Source organism: Tenacibaculum larymnensis (assembly GCF_028829235.1).
GTDB lineage: Bacteria > Bacteroidota > Bacteroidia > Flavobacteriales > Flavobacteriaceae > Polaribacter > Polaribacter larymnensis.
Genome location: NZ_JAIWJY010000017.1, coordinates 1 through 17,188, shown reverse-complemented (window position 1 = coordinate 17,188; position 17,188 = coordinate 1). Strand labels below are relative to the sequence as shown.

The following is a 17,188-nucleotide window of genomic DNA, read 5'->3' as shown; positions in this document are numbered from 1 at the left end:
TTAATACGTTAAGTAGTTAATATCTATCACAATATTGTTGTACGACTCTATACTGTTTACATAAGCTAACTTTAGTTGATATGCATTTTCAACACTTTGTATGTATTGAAAAAAATCTATTTCACCATGTTTAAAACTCATGTTTGCTGTTTTCAGGATTTCATTCGCCAAAGGCATACCTTCTTCTTGATAATAAGCTAATGATACTGTTTGTTCTTGTAACTTATTTTTAAGGTTTGTATAGTAGGTTTCTAACTGTTTTTGATAATTTAAAGTTTCATTTTCAGCAATTTCTTTTGCTATTTTTGATTGCTTTATTTTAGAAGATTCTCCACTAAATAATAATGGAATTTTAATTCCTACTTGATATCCATAAAAGTCTTTAGCTATATATTGATTACTTCCTCTAAAGACTTCTAAAGATAAGTCTGGTAACAATTGTTGTTTTTGTTGAGACAATTGTCTTTTTGCTAACTGCTCTCTTTCATAATAACCCTGAAGTTCAGTAATTTTATTTAGATTAATGCTTTGTACTTGCATTGGTTGAATAATAGTTTCTTTTTCTACTACCAAACTATCTTTCACCTGAACTAGCGCTTTAATTTTTTGATAAGCTATGCGGGAAGCAACTACTGTGTTTCGATAATCATTTTTTACTTGCTTCTGTTTTGCTTTTGCTGTTATTTTTTCTAAATAATTAGTTTCTCCCAACTCAAATCGTCGTTTCGCTGCATACGAAAACTTATTATACAAACTATCTAAACTCTTATAAATGTTCTCTTGTGCTTTTGTGTATTGATACATATAATACGCATTCACAACCGATTTCATCAATTTCTTTTTGGCTGTTTCATATTGATTACGTTCTATATTATAAGCGGACTTTTGCACTCTTTTATTTGCTCCGTAAACAGTTGGAAATGCAAAGGTTTGTTGAACACCAAAAATATCTAAAGGATGATCTGCTACTGTATTGTTTTCATCTCGACTATAATAAACTTCTGTTTTATCAAAAGTATAAGCTGAAGTAATGGCTGCTTTGGCTTTTTCTACCTTTAATTGTTGAGCTTGCAAGCCTTTATTATTTTCTACAGCTAAGTCTATTAAACTTTGTAATCCTTTAGGAGTTTGTTGTGCTTGAACAGTACACACTCCCATAAGAAGTACAACACCTAAACTCGCTACCTTTTTATTAATTTTTAATTTCTTTGGGTTATCAAAAATTGTGTACAATACAGGCAACACTACCAATGTTAAAATTGTAGAAGTTACTAAACCTCCTATAACTACTGTTGCTAAAGGACGTTGTACCTCAGCCCCTGCATTCGTTGATATCGCCATAGGTAAAAAACCTAATGCTGCTGCCGATGCTGTTAACAATACTGCTCTTAACCTATCTGCTGCTCCTTGTTTTACCAATTCTTCAATAGTAGAGAATTCTTTATTTCTTAATTCTTTAAAATGCTCTATTAATACAATTCCGTTGAGTACTGCAATTCCAAAAAGCGCAATAAAACCAACACCAGCTGATATACTAAAAGGTAAATCGCGTATCCATAACAATAATACCCCACCAATAGCTGCAAATGGTATTGCTGAATAAATAATCAATGCTTCTTTTACTGACTTAAAAGCAAAATATAACATGATGAATATTAATATTAACGCTACAGGAACAGCTATCATTAAGCGTTTAGAAGCACTTTGTAAGTTCTCAAACTGTCCACCGTATGTAATTGTATATCCTGTTGGTAGTTTTACATTTTTGTTTATCAATTGTTGAACATCATCTACTACAGATTGTAAATCTCTGTTACGAACATTAATTCCTACTACTAATCTGCGTTTAGTATCATCTCTAGAGATTTTTGCAGCCCCTTTTTGATAGGTAATGGTTGCTAATTCATCTAACGGTACTTTTCCTCCATTAGGTAAATCTATATACAACTCTTTTAAATCAATAATATCTGTACGGTTAGTTTTATCTAACCTCACCACTAAATCGAAGCGTTTTTCACCTTCAAAAATATTTCCTGCTGCTTTTCCAGCAAACGCCATAGACACCATTTCATTAACTTCTTTTATGTTAAGACCGTATCTGGCAATTTTAGCTCTGTCGTAAGCAACATTCATTTGAGGTAAACCTTCAATTTTTTCAACAATAATATCTGAGGCTCCCTCCACATTTTCTACTAACTTTTTTACTTCATTTCCTTTTTGAGCTAAAACTGATAGGTCTTCTCCAAAAATCTTGATTGCAATATCGGCTCTAACTCCAGTAATCAACTCATTGAAGCGCATTTCAATTGGTTGTGTAAACTCTACTTCCATTCCTGGAATTACCGCTAGCGCTTCTTTAAACTTATCTGCCAGCTCATCTTTACTTTCAGCAGAAGTCCATTCACCTTTAGGTCGTAATGTAATCATTACATCACTTTCTTCCATACTCATAGGATCTGTTGGTACTTCAGCAGCACCAATACGAGATACTACTTGTTTCACTTCAGGAAAGTTATCTTTTAAAATCTTCTCAATTTTTGTAGTTGTCTCAATTGTATTACTTAACGTTGTTCCTGTTTTTAAAACAGGTTGGATTACAAAGTCTCCTTCATCTAATGTAGGAACAAACTCACCTCCCATTCTAGTATAAATAATAACAGTGAGTAATAACATAGATGATGCGATTCCTAATACCACCTTTTTACGATGCAATGCCCAATTGATTAATGGTGCATACCATTCGTTCAGTTTTTTAATAAGCCTTACTGAAATATTTTTATCTGTAATGTTTGAAGGTTTTAAAAATATAGATGCCATCACAGGAACATAGGTTAAACACAGTAAAATAGCCCCTATTAGTGCAAAACTGAATACCAAAGCCATAGGCTTAAACATTTTCCCTTCAACACCACTTAAAGATAAAATTGGTATAAAAACAATGAGAATTATTAATTGTCCAAATACTGTTGAACTCATCATTTTTGAAGCTCCTTCATTACTTACGGAGTCTTTAACTTGTTGTTGATCTTTTTTGTTTAATGTAACGAAGGTGTCTTTTTGCTGGGTGATTTTAAAAGTAATATATTCAACAATAATTACAGCTCCATCTATTATAATTCCGAAATCTATAGCTCCTAAGCTCATCAAGTTTGCATCAATCCCAAAAATGTACATTAACGATAAGGCAAATAAGAGACATAAAGGAATTACAGATGCTACTACCAACCCCGAGCGAATGTTTCCTAATAAAAGAACTACTACAAAAATTACAATTAAACATCCTAGTACTAGGTTTTCGGTAATTGTAAATGTGGTTTTTCCTATAAGTTCACTTCGTTCTAAAAATGCATTAATGAATACTCCTTCAGGTAATGATTTTTCAATGCTTGCTACTCTTTCTTTTACCGATTCAATTACATCTTTTGAACTAGCGTCTTTCAACATCATTACTTGTCCTAGCACTTTTTCTCCTTCCCCATTTGCGGTTATGGCTCCGAATCGTGTAGCACTTCCATAGCCTACTGTTGCAACATCTTTAACATAAATAGGCATTCCTTCTTTATTTGTTACAACAATATCTTTTATGTCTTCAAGCGTTTTAGCTAATCCTTCTCCTCTTATAAAGTAAGATTGATTTACTTTTTCTATATATCCTCCTCCTGCAACACTATTGTTATTTTCTAATGCTGTAAATACTTCTTTTGCTGAAATATTCATCGCATTTAGTTTTTGAGTATTAATAGCTACTTCATATTGTTTTAAATAGCCTCCCCAAGTATTAACCTCAACAACTCCTGGAATACCTGATAATTGCCTCTTTACTACCCAATCTTGAATAGTTCGTAAATCTGTTGTACTGTAACGGCCTTTAAACTCTGGCTTTACATCTAATATATATTGATATACTTCTCCTAGTCCTGTAGTGATAGGCCCCATTTCTGGTGAACCAAATCCTTCTGGTATCTTTTCTGAAGCGGTTTTAATTTTTTCGGCTATTAACTGCCTTGGTAAATAAGTTCCCATAGATTCTTCAAAAACTATGGTTACTACAGATAAACCGAATTTTGAAACAGATCTTATTTCTTTTACCCCTGGTAGATTTGCCATTTCTAGCTCTACAGGATAAGTTATAAACTGTTCTATATCTTGTGTTGAAAGATTTCGTGATGTGGTGATTACTTGTACCTGATTATTTGTTACATCTGGTACAGCCCCTATTGGGAGTTGTGATAACGAATAAATTCCAAAGCCTACAATAAAACTTGTAAATAATAGGACTATAAACTTATTCTTTATAGTGAATTCTATAATTTTTGATAACATAATTCATCATTTAAATAATTACATGTTTTATATCGATTTATCAAGAAGTAAATCGATAATTTTAATTACTAACTGTATGTGAATTATATGTACCTAGGCGGTTGAAATACTCCTAATGCGTCTGGTGAGTTATAAAAATTTTGATGATAAAATATTTGCTTTCTTTCAATGAAAGCTAATGTAGAGGGTAAAGAAACCTCTGTATTTTCGAATGTAATTGTGTGAAAGTCTACTAAATGATAATCAAATTGAAAAGGAAGTTTCTCATGTTCTTCTTTTTCTTCTTGATGCTTTTCTGAGTGAGTTACTTTTAATTCTCCATAGTGTTTAGATAAGAAAGTAACAAAACTATCGCTGTATGCTTCTTTATGAAACTGCGCATGCTCTATTAATTTATCTAAGTTTAAAATATTATTACATGTAATATTTAAACTTTGAAAAAGCATTACTATAGATAATATTATGGATGATGTTCTCACTTGTTTACAAAGATACTTTTTTAGCTCACTTTTTTACATTTAAATATTCTTAATATTATGTTAACAACAAAAAATCACCACTGTTTCGTGGTGATTCTCTATCTTTTTTATATTTTTTTTAATATTTTTCTTTTTTAAGAAACACAATCAGCATGAACATCACTACAAGCCTGATATTCGGGTGGTAAAGCCCAAAATTCTTCACACTGTGTTTCATCAAAAACTAATCCACATTCATAATTTCCTCCTCCACCTAAAATAGATTTTTGTTCTTTGTTTGTTAAAGCTTTTCCTGTTTTTAAAAACTCTTTTTTCATGATAATAATAAGATTTAAAAATATAATTAAACCCTTGAACTTTTAAAGACACTCAAGGCTTGTGTCCATTCTTCGCGAAAGAATATTGTTATTAACTATTTATTTTACTACTTTAATCCATTCACCTTTTGTACGAGCTATGTAGTCATTATCATACATAGCTTCTACTTGTACACCTGGCAAATAATATTCACCTAAATACGACGCATTTAACAATACTCGGAATGTTTTTGTTTCGTATTTTTTCAACATAAAGTAGTTACTAATACTTGCATCTCGTATATCTGTATAATCTACTTTTGAAGACGTTGTATTGTTACCAAAATCTGTGAAACGAGTATTTATAATTTCCCATCCTGAAGGAATATATTGTGTTAATGCTACATTTTTAATGGTTTCACTCGTTGGATTCTTTACTGTAACTTCAGCTACAAAATTGGTTCCTTGTGACAAGTTATCTGGAGTAACACGAACTCCATCTTTTGTTTTGTATGTAATAGAGGTTTCTAAATTCTTTTGGAATACTTTTTCTTCACCAACTGGCAAAATTCCTTTGTTTAGTATACGTACATATAAAACACCATTGTTTTTGTTTGTTATTTTTAATGAGTTCTCTTTTTGAATAACTATTAAATCTTTTGCTAATAACGATTTTGAAGTACTTGCTTCTCCTGAAGCCTTATTTAAAATATAGCTAGCACTAATTCCATTACTACCTCCATTTTTCAGAGCATATTGGCTCATTGCTAATAAACTGTAAGCTGTTGTTTGCGTACTCATCCAGCGTTCACTCGATAGGTTTTCGGCAATTTCTTTTGCTAATTTTATTGACTTCGTTTCATCATCCAGTAACATATAGGTTTCTAACGACATTGCTTTGTTTCTGGTTTCTGAACCATAGTTTGAATAATATCGTTTTGTATAGGTATAACCGGTTATTCCTTTTAAAATGGATTTTGCTATAGCCTTTTTACCTATTAAAGCATACGCACTAGCTAATCTCATTTTTGCTTCATCTGAAACTCCCATTGATTCACGTAAACGGTTCATTGAAGCTAAATCAGGACTATTCGCTAAACTTAACGTGTATAATCTATATGCTTGTGAAAGTGAATTATTGTAATAACGTGAGCTATTTCTCCAATTACGTGCTTGTTGTTTTTGATACCCTATCCATTTTGATTTGAAACCTATAGGCAACACATATCCTTTCTTTTCTGCTTCTATCATAAAATGACCTGCATACGATGTTCCCCAGCTATCTGCTGTACTATTTCCTTGCCAGTATGAAAATCCTCCATTAGACAATTGAAAGTCTGATAATCGTTGAATTGTTGCTTTAATATTTCTTTCTGTAGAAGCTATTTTTTCTTTCGGTAATTCAAATATTTCTGGTAGAAATAATTGTGGAAAGGCACTTGATGTGGTTTGCTCTACACAACCATGTGGATAACGAATTAAATACCCCAAACGTTTAGTAAAGTTCATTGGAGGCAATGTCGATAATTCTATTGTAGCCGCGTTAGTTCCTTTCGTACCAAAACTTGTAAAGTTGATTTCCCCTTCTTCATTCGATTTTAATACTATGTCTTTTACCTCAGTAGTTACTGGATTTGGATTCAACACATCTATTTCTACTTCGTAAGATGCTTTTTCACTTCCTGAACTTGCATCTATTTTTACTTTACCAATTCCTTTGAAATCGTTTACTTTTAACGTGAAATACGCCATTTTTTCATCTGGCTGATCAAACGAAACTGTCTGTGTTTTATCTCCTACAATTGTGTATGCCTCGTTTGGCTGCACTGTTACTTTTACATTTTTGATATTTGATTTCATTGCAAAAACAGTAACTGGTAAGGTAACAGTTTCTTGTGGTGTTATTTTACGAGGCAATGATGCTAAAATCATTACTGGCTTACGTACAAAAGCTGTTTTCTCGTCACTACCATATGCATCTTTTTTAGTATCAGTAGCTACTACCATTGCACGAACAGATCCTACATACTTTGGAATTTTAACCTTGTGTTCCTTAATATCTCCCATTTCTAAATCGAAAGGACCTAAATAGGTAACCATTGGTTTAAATCGGTTGGCTTTTCTGTTTTTACTTCCTGCTTCTGCTTCATCACCCCCAATACTTAATATTTGATTTACTTTTCCGCCATAAGCCCCTATAACATCGTCAAATATATCCCAAGTTTTTACACCTAAAGACTGGCGTGCATAGAATACTCCCCAAGGGTTTGGAGTCTTAAATCGTGTTAGGTCTAATAAACCTTCATCTACTAATGCAATCGTATAAGTCATTGGTCTACCTTTTTCTTCTTTCACTCGAATAGTTGCGGTAGATTCTGGTCGTAACTCGTCTGCTAACTGAATTTTTGGTTCCAATTTGGTTGCAGGATTATTCACTAACATAGGAATTGAACCATACATACGAATTGGTAAATCATTTACTGTTTGACTGTGTTTTTGTAGTAACGAAATATTTACAAACACATTTGGTGTATAACTCGCTTTTACTGGAAAACTAAACGTTGTTTGTTGTGCTTGTGTTGGCACCCAAAAATGATCTAATACTTCTGTTCCGTTTTCTATTGTTATAAACGCTTTTCCTCCTTCTGAAGATGGAAATTTAACTGTTGCTTTTTCATCTACTTCATACGATTCTTTATCGGTTGTAAATATCAACATCGTAGCATTACTCTTATCTTGATTTCCTTTTTTCTTAGCATACCAAGAAGGCCAATCAAAATACACTACATTTGAGGTAACATGCTTACTTTTTGAATCTTTTACTTTTATTAAATAACGTCCCCAATCGTTTTCATCAACCTTTAATTTAAAGGTTCCTTTACCGTTTGCGTTTGTTGTTACTTTTAGTTTTTTATAAGGTTCATGATAACGTGTACCGTCATAACTAGACAAACCGTTATCAGAAGTACTCCACCACCAACGCCATGATAGTTTATATACGTTTACTTCTAAACTATTTGTTACTCCTGCCCCATCTTCATTTACTGAAGCTACATTAAATGTATATTCTTCATCTGTAAATAAATAGTTTTTAGATTGTGGCTCTTCAGCATCTTCCAATCCTGCATATGAAGTATACGGTGACACTTTGTTAGAAAACACATCTGTACTAAAGTCTCCTCCATTTTCATACACTTTGGTTATAAAGCTCGCTCTTAGCATTCCTGGAGCTTTACTATCCAATTTAGGTTTTACTGAAAATTTTGTAGTCCCTTCGCTACTTAAATTTCCTTTTAGTACTTTAAACTCTTCTGTTCCAAATCGACGAGTTACATCATCAAAATTATAGTTTTTAAATTTTGAGAATTCTGTGTTAGTTTGTGAGAATTTTCCGTTGATATCTAACTTTAAACCTCTTGCTATTGCTCCATGTAACCATTTTACCTCTACATTTCCTGTAATAGTTGAGTTTGCTTTAATAAATTCAGAATCTGTAGCTAGTTTAATTTTTAATCGATTAGGTTTTATGGTTTCAACTTTTAATGTTTTGTTGAAAACAGCTCCTCCAACACTTACGCGTAGTTTCCAATTACCAGTAATAGCTTCTGGATTTGTTACTGGAGCGTATGCATATACATTATTTGATTTTTTTTGAAGTACTTTTCTATCGATTATCTTTCCTCTTGGGTTAATTAATTCGAATTTTATTGGGTGTTCCTCTGGAATTGGATTCGCATTATCATTTAAAACAAAAGTTAAGAATATTTGATCTCCTGGTCGCCAAACTCCTCGTTCTCCATAGATATATCCTTTAATTCCTTCTTGCAATTTTACCCCAGAAACATCAAACTTACTCATTGAAAGTGCTTCACCATCTTTCAATTTTACATAAGTTGTATTGTTGTTTTTAGTAACTACTGCAAAAAAGGCATTTGTAACATCAGAAAAAGAAACAACTCCTTCTTTATTAGTTGTAGCTGAAGCTACTTCTTGTTTTTGTAAATTGTGTAAACTTACTTTAGCTCCTTCAATAACATTTGTAGTAAGTATATCTGTAACTGCTACTACTATTTTATTATTATTCCCCTTTTTTACTATAACTCCAATATTGGTAGCTAAAATGTTTGTGCTAATATTTTTGTTATAATAATATGAAGTTGTACAAGGGTTTTCTCTATCTCTCCAACTATAATCATAATAGTAATCATCATAATAATTAGGACTATCATAACTTTTAGTGTCTATTTCTTTTTTTCCGAAAACTATAGTTTTGGTTGAAGCACCTTCAGCACATTTATAATTTGAATAGTCTTTGTTAAAAGAAAACTCAACTCTATACATTGCTCCATTCTCCACTTTTACTATTTCAGCTAAATCAATAGCAAAAGCATTTTCTTTACTTAAATCTAACCCTTGATTACCTAGGTTTACCGTGTATTTTGCTACTGGACGTCCTACATAACGTAAATTTCCTTGATTACTTAAATCATTATACTGTAAAAATTGTAGTACATTTTCTTTATAAACTTTATAAACAGTTGCATCAACTGCTTTTAGGTTTACTGCACTAAAGTTGATTTTTAAGTTATTAGAATTTGGAAGTATAGATCCGCTTTTTATAAACTTTACAGCTGGCTTTAATTCTTCAAAATACACTGTTTTAATCGTATTTTCTTTCAAAGTATAACCATCTGCACTCTTAATTCCTTTGAATATTTCTATATCAACTTTTTGCGTAAATGATGATTTAGGATATACAGTTACTTTATTACTATTTACTTTATAAGTGAAAGCTCTTTTTTGGGTATTTAAAAACTGAATTAATCCTTTTAAGTTTTGTGATTTTTGTAATGGGTCTGAAAAATTTATTTCAATATGTTGCTTATCTGTATCAACAACTTCTACACTTAATACTTTAAAGTTATTTTTTCCTGTTATAGTTACTTCTCTGCTTCCTTTAGATTCTGATTGAACCGGAGCTCCTATCCATTCTACCTTTAACTGCTTATCATCGTCAAAACGTTGTATACTATCTATTTTAAAATAAACTTTTGAACTTACTTTTCCTACGGTACTAAACTTTATAGGCTTAGCTTTTCCATTATAAGTAGCTTTTACTAAAGATGATACTTTATCAGTTTCAATAATATCACTAGCTGTCAATTCTCCCTCAACTGCATATAAATTTTTATTGTATACACTTGGAGACTGTAGGGAAACATTAAATAATAATTCTTTCGTTTTTACATTAACGGTAAAACTCTCTAAGTTCTCATCAATATCTTCGTATAATTTTGATAAGTGAAGTGTTATTGAGTATTCTTGATTACTTTTTAATTTTTCAGCAGGTACAAAAACTAGTTCGTTGTCATTTAAAACTACTTCTCCTTTTATAACTGGTTTGGTAGTAATAACTTCTGTAGCCTCGAAATTTGTGGTTACCTTCTTTTTTAATACAAATTTTAAGTTTGGTGTTACCGATATTAGTTTATCTGGGAAAACACTAATATACTCTCCAAACTCATTAACATTACTTTCTGCAGTAACTGTTTTTTTACACGAATTGACACTAATCATTAAAAAGATTAGTGCAAAAACGCCAATAATTTTTTTCATTTTTTTTAGTAGCTGTAATTTCATTTTCTTAGAAGTTTTATCTTTCTCTATTTTATCTAAAACTACTGAAAAATATTTTTAAAAGATTGTCCTATTTAGAATTTGTAGTAATTCATTTAGTATTCGTAATTCGAATTAATATTTTTAAGCAATTTTCTTAAGAGATTTTTTGGTGGCAAATTTACCATTTTTAAGCTATTTATTATGCAATTAGCGCTTATATTTTTTACTTTTACAACCTCAATTACATATTATGCTTGGATTACAATTTGACACAGAAACTTCATGGGTTGAAGTCGCTAAGAATGGATTAGAACAGTTATTAACCGATCATGCTTTTGCTGAACAAAAAGCTGCTTCAAATGCTGTGTCAATTATTATTAATTACTCTGAAGAAACAGAACTTGTTAAGGACATGAGTGATATTGCCATTGAAGAAATGGAACATTTTAGAATGGTGCATAACATAATGATAGAACGAGGTATGGTTTTAGGACAAGCTACTAGAAATGACTATGCTTTAAAACTGCAAAAATTCTTCCCACATACCAAAAATAGAAACGAAGCTTTAATTCATCGACTTTTGGTTGCTGCTTTAATAGAAGCACGTAGCTGTGAGCGTTTTAAAGTTTTTGCTGATAATATGGAAGATGAACAATTATCTAAATTTTATTTAGATTTAATGGTTTCTGAAGCAAATCACTACACTTTATTTTTAGGGTATGCTCGTAAGTATATGGATCGTGAAATAGTTGATAAAAAATGGGAAGATTTATTAGCTTTTGAAGCCGAAATGATGAGAGAAAGAGGTAAAACTGCAAAAGTTCACGGATAGTGTTTAGTAAAGAAGAATCTGCTCGGTTACGTAAAGAGTTTTGGACAAGTTTTGGGAAGTCTTTTCCAAGAAAATGGTTATTATACAACACCAAAATAAAAGGATTTGCCTTTAAATTTCAGGCGGACAGAAAAAAAGCTTCTGTTTGTTTAGATTTTGAACATCCTGAAGAAATAGCCAATGAATTACTTTATGATCAACTCCTTTCTTTAAAGAAAATATTGGAAAGTGAGTATTTACCTGAAGTTATATTTGATGATAATTTTGAGCTAGATAATCGCAAGATTATCCGTAGAATTTACGTACCTCTTGACAAGAAATTTAGTATTCACAATAAGAATACATGGCGAGATTGTTATGAGTTTTATGTTGAAACTATGACACAGTTTGAACTGTTTTTTTATGAGTATGAAGACTTTATAAAACAGGCTATCTAGTCACAGGAAAAAGCCCCTTTTTACCTCAAAAACATACAATTAACTTGTTTTGCATTAAGTTTTCGTTATATCTTTACAACGTTTTTGATTAACCCCTTAACCCCTATAATCATGAATAACTACCCCCTCAGGTTATTGGTGCTATTTTTTGCACTAATAATAACATCTTGTTCTTCTAATGAAGCCGAGATAATTGACAGTACCCCAGAAATGTCAGCTAACGTCAGTGAAAAACCGATTGAAGCAGACATCTTAGACCTAATTAACACTTATAGAGTTAATAATGGCTTTTCTTCACTAAGCAAATTACAAACTATTAAGTCTCAAACAAGCAATCATACTAATTACATGATTGAGAAAGACGAGGTTTCACACGACTTTTTTTACCAACGTAAAGAGTATTTAGCTGAAAATGCTGATGCTATTAAGGTAAGTGAAAATGTAGCTTATGGCTACTCTACTGCTGAAGCTGTAGTTAATGCTTGGATTAAAAGTGACGGGCATAAAGAAAATATTGAAGGTGATTATACTCACTTTGATGTTACTGCTGAAAAAAGCGCTAACGGCAAGTGGTATTACACCAATATTTTTGTTAAAAAATAATGATGTAAAATAAAACCCCAATCCAATATGCGCATTGAATCGGGGCTAAAGAAAACTACTCTACGGGAGACTAATTACTTATTTTACTATTTATAATCGTTGGTGATTATAAATTTTGATCGTCGGTTTTCTTGATGTTCCTCTTCTGTACAAGGAACTCCATTAGAACATTTATTTACTAATTGCTTTTCTCCATAACCAATAGCACTTTCTATTCTATTGGTAGCTATATCTCTTGAGAAAATATAATCTCTAGTAGATTTGGCTCTCTTATCTGATAAAATTTCATTATACCTATCACTTCCCCTACTATCAGTATGGGCTTCAATTTTAATAATCATTTTTGGATGATTTTTTAATACACGTACAATATGTTCTAACTCATAGGCTGCATCTGGTCGAATATTCCACTTATCAAAATCAAAAAATATTGGGTCTATTACTATTTCATTACCTATAATTAACGGTGTTAAATACAAATCGTGCTCTATTTCTCTTCCTCTTACATCTGTAGTTTCAATATTATTTACAAAATCATCTTTATGATCTAACTTGGTTCCCCTTAAAGAAAATTTCTTCTCACATTCAACTTCAAAAACATAAGTTGCATCTTCTTGTGTTACAAATCTTTTTATAACTTTTCCTTCTGAATCTATAAGTTCTACTAAAGTATTAGGTAAAATTTCTTTTGTTCTTTTATCAAAAGTTCTTCCCTTAATGAATTGTTTACATTTTAGTGTTTTAAACTTATAAATATCATCTTCTCCTTTTCCTCCTGGTCTGTTTGAAGATAAATATCCTGATTTTCCATCTTCATTATAAAAGAAAGCAAAATCATCATACCCACTATTAAATGGAGCCCCTATGTTTATTACTTCAGATGAATTATTTTTTAATAAATCTGTTTTATAAATATCTAACAATCCCAAATTTGCATAACCATCTGAAGAGAAATAAAGGGTATAATCTTTAGCTACAAAAGGAAACATCTCTCTTCCACTTGTATTTACTTTATCTCCCAAATTTATTGGCTTTCCATACTTTCCGTTGGGTAGAATAGCTACTTTATAAATATCAGTTAAGCCATAACTATCTGGTCTATCAGATGTAAAATACAACGTCTTTTCATCTGGGCTTAATGCTGGGTGTCCGCTAGAATATATTTTATCATTAAATGGTAAATCTTCAATATTATCCCATTGACCATTAACTAAAGTCGCTTTAAATATTTTTAAATGTGAAGTACCTTTTTTATCATACTCTAACTCATCTTTATCGTTTAAATTATTTCTTGTAAAATATAGTGTTTTTCCATCTTTGGTTAAAGCAACACTAGACTCATGAAAACCTGTATTTATTTTAGAAGAAACTATAGGTATAATGCTTTCTATAACATCTTCTCCCTCTTTTTTAGTGATTTTGGCTTGATATAAATCTAAATACGGTTGATTATTCCATTCATAAATTTCACCTTTTTCATGTCTCGCTGAAGCAAAGTATAACTTTTGATCTCGAGCGTACATACCAAATTCTGAATTTTTAGTATTAATATCTAAGTTTGCCACTACAACAGAATCTTTATTTAGCGTTTTTAACTTATCATAATCTACATTTCCTATTTTTGATACTGCATCTGGAATTTTTTTCAACCATTCATCTGCTTTATCATATTTACCAATACTTCTAAGCGATTGTACATATTTGTATATAGCCTCATCGCTTAAACCTTCTTTTCTATTAGAAGCCACACCATACCAATAAGCTGCTTGTTCTGAATTCGAATTGTTATAATAACAATCTGCTAGCCTTGTTACCATATCTACTCCATCATCACCATTATCTATTGCTTTTTTATAAAACTCGGCAGCTTTCATATATGAATATTCTTTATAGAATTTATCTGCTACTTTTCTTTGAGAAAATGCAAAACATGATAAAAAAAGTAATATAAGTGTTAGTTTTGTTTTCATAATTCTGCTTTTTAAAAATATCTAGGAGATTTCGTTCTATGTAATCTAGGAAATAATTCAAACATTAATAATATTTCATGGGTTCCATTTGAATACTGATTAATATCTGATAACGGATGTTCATACGCGTAACCTACTCGGAACTGACGAGATACTTGAAAATCTACTAAAGCCCCTAAAGCTCCAGTATCTTCATTTATTCTATAAGATCCTCCTAACCAAAACTTTTCATTGAATAAAAAGTTTGCTGTGATATCATATGATACAGGAGCTCCATTCGTTGCTTTTATTAATGTAGCTGGCTTAAATTTTACATTTTCACTTAAATCAAAAACATATCCTCCTGTTAAATAATAACTTACCCTATCTACAACTCCGTAATTAATTCCATTAACTTCTAAATCATTATGGTCAATATTTAATAGCCTTGGGGCAGAAAGCCCTACATACCATTTATTGGTATGTAGTAGCAATCCACTACCTATGTTTGGTTCCCATCTATTTTGAATTCCCGAAATTCCTGGATCAGACCCTTCTGCGGCTATTAAAGCATCATCAATATTATATTGAGTAAAACCTGCTTTTAGTCCAAAGGCTAATTTAACATCGTCATTAAGTTGAATAGTATATGAAAAATCTCCATATAAATAGGTGAAGTTTTCATATCCTAATTGATCATTTATAAATGATAATCCTAATCCTATTTTATCATTTCTAAGAGGCGTGTGAACAGATAGCGTTTGTGTTTCTGGTGCTCTATCTAGTCCCGCCCACTGGCTCCTGTGCAGTCCAACAATACTCAACACTTGTCTACTTCCTGCATAGGCAGGGTTAATAGAAATTGTATTGTACATATACTGAGTAAATTGTGGTAGCTGTTGTGATTGAACTGTTAAAACTGTTGTAAAAAACAGTACAATAACTGCCTGTAATAGTTTGTAATTATGGTTCATAGCTATAATATTATTTGGTTCCTAAGTAAATTGCTCCTGTAAATGGTTTTAAACCACTATTTTCTAATATTACAATGTAGTAATATGTACCTGCTGGTAGTCTTTCAGCTCCTCCAAACGTAGCTCCATCTGAAGTTCCGTTCCAATTATTTGCATAATTGTTAGATTCAAATACTTTTGCTCCCCAACGGTTAAATATTTTTACATTGGCTATGAATCCACAGGATTCTACTCCTGTAATTTCAAAAAATTCATTCCATGAATCTCCATTAGGGGTTACTGCTTTAGATATTACCACATCTTCTTGTCCACATGGTAATACTATACAATCGTCGTTTATATTAATTGTAACTTTTGTTGATGTTAAACATCCATTATTTGGTGATGTATATGTAAATATGTAATCTCCTAAGTTTAATCCTGACGGATCAAAACTTCCATCATCAGATAATGTTACACTTCCTTGAGTTACTTCCCAAGTTCCATCTTCACTTTGATTTGCTAAATAGTCATTCAAATCAATCGTTCCATCATCAATACATCTTGAATCAGCTATTTCTGTTACTGATGTTTTTACAGTTACTGTTATATATTGTGTAAAGTCTTCTACATTTCCACAGTCATCGGCAACTGTCCATGTTCTAGTTACTGTATAGTCACTATCACTTCCATCAAAAGTGCTTGTTTCTTCAAAATTTGTTTGTGTTACATTTGAAGAACAATTATCTGTAAACTCTAGAGTTGGAATCTCAGGAACATTATCGCACTCTACTGTTATATCTTCTAATGTTGATACCAAAGTTGGTGCTTCATTATCTTCTATTGTTATAACTTGAGTATGTGATGTGCTATTACCTGCACAATCTTGTACTAACCATGTTCTTGTAATTGTATACTCTGAAGCACATCCTTCTTCTTGTCCAGAAAGCTCTTCTGAATATACGACTATTACTTCAGAATCACAATTATCTGTTGCTGTTAATGTTATAGCTTCAGGAATAGCATCACAACTTACCGTTACATCTGTTGGTAATGCTTCTACAAATTCTGGCGCTGTAATATCTTCTACGGTCACTACTTGAGTATGTGATGTAGTATTACCCGCACAATCTTGTACTGTCCATGTTCTTGTAATCGTATACTCTGATGCACATTCGTCATCTTGTCCTGCAAATTCTTCTGAGTAATTTACTGCTACTGAAGCATCACAATTATCAGTTGCTGTTAAAACTGCTGCTGCTGGAACTGCATCACAACTTACTGTTACATCTACTGGTAATTCCTCTACAAATACTGGTACCGTAGTATCTTCTACTATCACTAATTGAGTATGTGATGTAGTATTACCTGCACAATCTTGTACTGTCCATGTTCTTGTGATTGTATATACTGATGCACATTCGTCATCTTGTCCTGCAAATTCTTCTGAATAATTTACTGCTACTGAAGCATCACAATTATCTGTTGCTGTTAATGTTACAGCTTCAGGAATAGCATCACAACTTACCGTCGCATCTGCTGGTAATTCCTCTACAAATTCTGGTGCCGTAGTATCTTCTACTGTCACTAATTGAGTATGTGATGTAGTATTACCCGCGCAATCTTGTACTGTCCATGTTCTTGTGATTGCATATACTGATGCACATTCGTCATCTTGTCCTGCAAATTCTTCTGAA

At 31.7% G+C, this 17,188-nt stretch carries 10 protein-coding genes; 3 read left to right on the top strand and 7 right to left on the bottom strand.

Features of this window, described 5'->3' with window-relative positions; translation table 11 throughout:
- The 4 genes from LCI24_RS16650 to LCI24_RS16635 form a co-directional block, all read right to left on the bottom strand.
- A complete protein-coding gene (locus tag LCI24_RS16650; protein WP_274641391.1) occupies nucleotides 1-4,323 on the bottom strand; it encodes a CusA/CzcA family heavy metal efflux RND transporter in 4,323 nt (1,440 codons plus the stop codon).
- Between the two features lie 83 nt (nucleotides 4,324-4,406).
- Nucleotides 4,407-4,802, bottom strand: coding sequence for a hypothetical protein (locus tag LCI24_RS16645; RefSeq protein ID WP_274641390.1), 396 nt, complete (start codon nucleotides 4,800-4,802; stop codon nucleotides 4,407-4,409).
- 134 nt (nucleotides 4,803-4,936) lie between these two features.
- Nucleotides 4,937-5,119, bottom strand: a complete 183-nt coding sequence (locus LCI24_RS16640; RefSeq protein WP_274641389.1) for a hypothetical protein — start codon at nucleotides 5,117-5,119, stop codon at nucleotides 4,937-4,939.
- A 99-nt stretch (nucleotides 5,120-5,218) separates the two neighbouring features.
- Entirely contained in the window at nucleotides 5,219-10,714 is a 5,496-nt protein-coding gene (locus tag LCI24_RS16635; protein ID WP_274641388.1) for an alpha-2-macroglobulin family protein, read from the bottom strand.
- Nucleotides 10,715-10,967: 253 nt separating this feature from the next.
- Here LCI24_RS16635 and LCI24_RS16630 point away from each other — a divergent pair, with 253 nt between their 5' ends.
- From LCI24_RS16630 to LCI24_RS16620, 3 genes are all read left to right on the top strand, one after another.
- Entirely contained in the window at nucleotides 10,968-11,549 is a 582-nt protein-coding gene (locus tag LCI24_RS16630; RefSeq protein ID WP_274641387.1) for a MiaE family protein, read from the top strand.
- Nucleotides 11,549-11,986, top strand: coding sequence for a DUF4268 domain-containing protein (locus tag LCI24_RS16625; RefSeq protein ID WP_274641386.1), 438 nt, complete (start codon nucleotides 11,549-11,551; stop codon nucleotides 11,984-11,986). Before LCI24_RS16630 ends, LCI24_RS16625 begins: the two co-directional genes overlap by 1 nt.
- A gap of 111 nt (nucleotides 11,987-12,097) precedes the next feature.
- A complete protein-coding gene (locus LCI24_RS16620) occupies nucleotides 12,098-12,589 on the top strand; it encodes a CAP domain-containing protein (protein ID WP_274641385.1) in 492 nt (163 codons plus the stop codon).
- An 86-nt stretch (nucleotides 12,590-12,675) separates the two neighbouring features.
- Here the strand turns inward: LCI24_RS16620 and LCI24_RS16615 are convergent, their stop codons facing one another.
- The 3 genes from LCI24_RS16615 to LCI24_RS16605 form a co-directional block, all read right to left on the bottom strand.
- Nucleotides 12,676-14,559 (bottom strand): OmpA family protein, encoded by a 1,884-nt coding sequence (locus LCI24_RS16615; protein WP_274641384.1) that lies wholly within the window; start codon nucleotides 14,557-14,559, stop codon nucleotides 12,676-12,678.
- Nucleotides 14,560-14,570: 11 nt separating this feature from the next.
- Nucleotides 14,571-15,512, bottom strand: coding sequence for a PorP/SprF family type IX secretion system membrane protein (locus tag LCI24_RS16610; RefSeq protein WP_274641383.1), 942 nt, complete (start codon nucleotides 15,510-15,512; stop codon nucleotides 14,571-14,573).
- A gap of 10 nt (nucleotides 15,513-15,522) precedes the next feature.
- A partial coding sequence (locus LCI24_RS16605; RefSeq protein ID WP_274641382.1) for a T9SS type B sorting domain-containing protein occupies nucleotides 15,523-17,188 on the bottom strand: 1,666 nt, incomplete at its 5' end.

Excerpts from the sequence above, each read along its gene's own strand:
- LCI24_RS16650 (WP_274641391.1), bottom strand. The coding sequence starts at position 4,323 with ATGTTATCAAAAATTATAGAATTCACTATAAAGAATAAGTTTATAGTC.
- LCI24_RS16640 (WP_274641389.1), bottom strand. The coding sequence starts at position 5,119 with ATGAAAAAAGAGTTTTTAAAAACAGGAAAAGCTTTAACAAACAAAGAA.
- LCI24_RS16635 (WP_274641388.1), bottom strand. The coding sequence starts at position 10,714 with ATGAAAAAAATTATTGGCGTTTTTGCACTAATCTTTTTAATGATTAGT.
- LCI24_RS16630 (WP_274641387.1), top strand. The coding sequence starts at position 10,968 with ATGCTTGGATTACAATTTGACACAGAAACTTCATGGGTTGAAGTCGCT.
- LCI24_RS16620 (WP_274641385.1), top strand. The coding sequence starts at position 12,098 with ATGAATAACTACCCCCTCAGGTTATTGGTGCTATTTTTTGCACTAATA.
- LCI24_RS16615 (WP_274641384.1), bottom strand. The coding sequence starts at position 14,559 with ATGAAAACAAAACTAACACTTATATTACTTTTTTTATCATGTTTTGCA.
- LCI24_RS16610 (WP_274641383.1), bottom strand. The coding sequence starts at position 15,512 with ATGAACCATAATTACAAACTATTACAGGCAGTTATTGTACTGTTTTTT.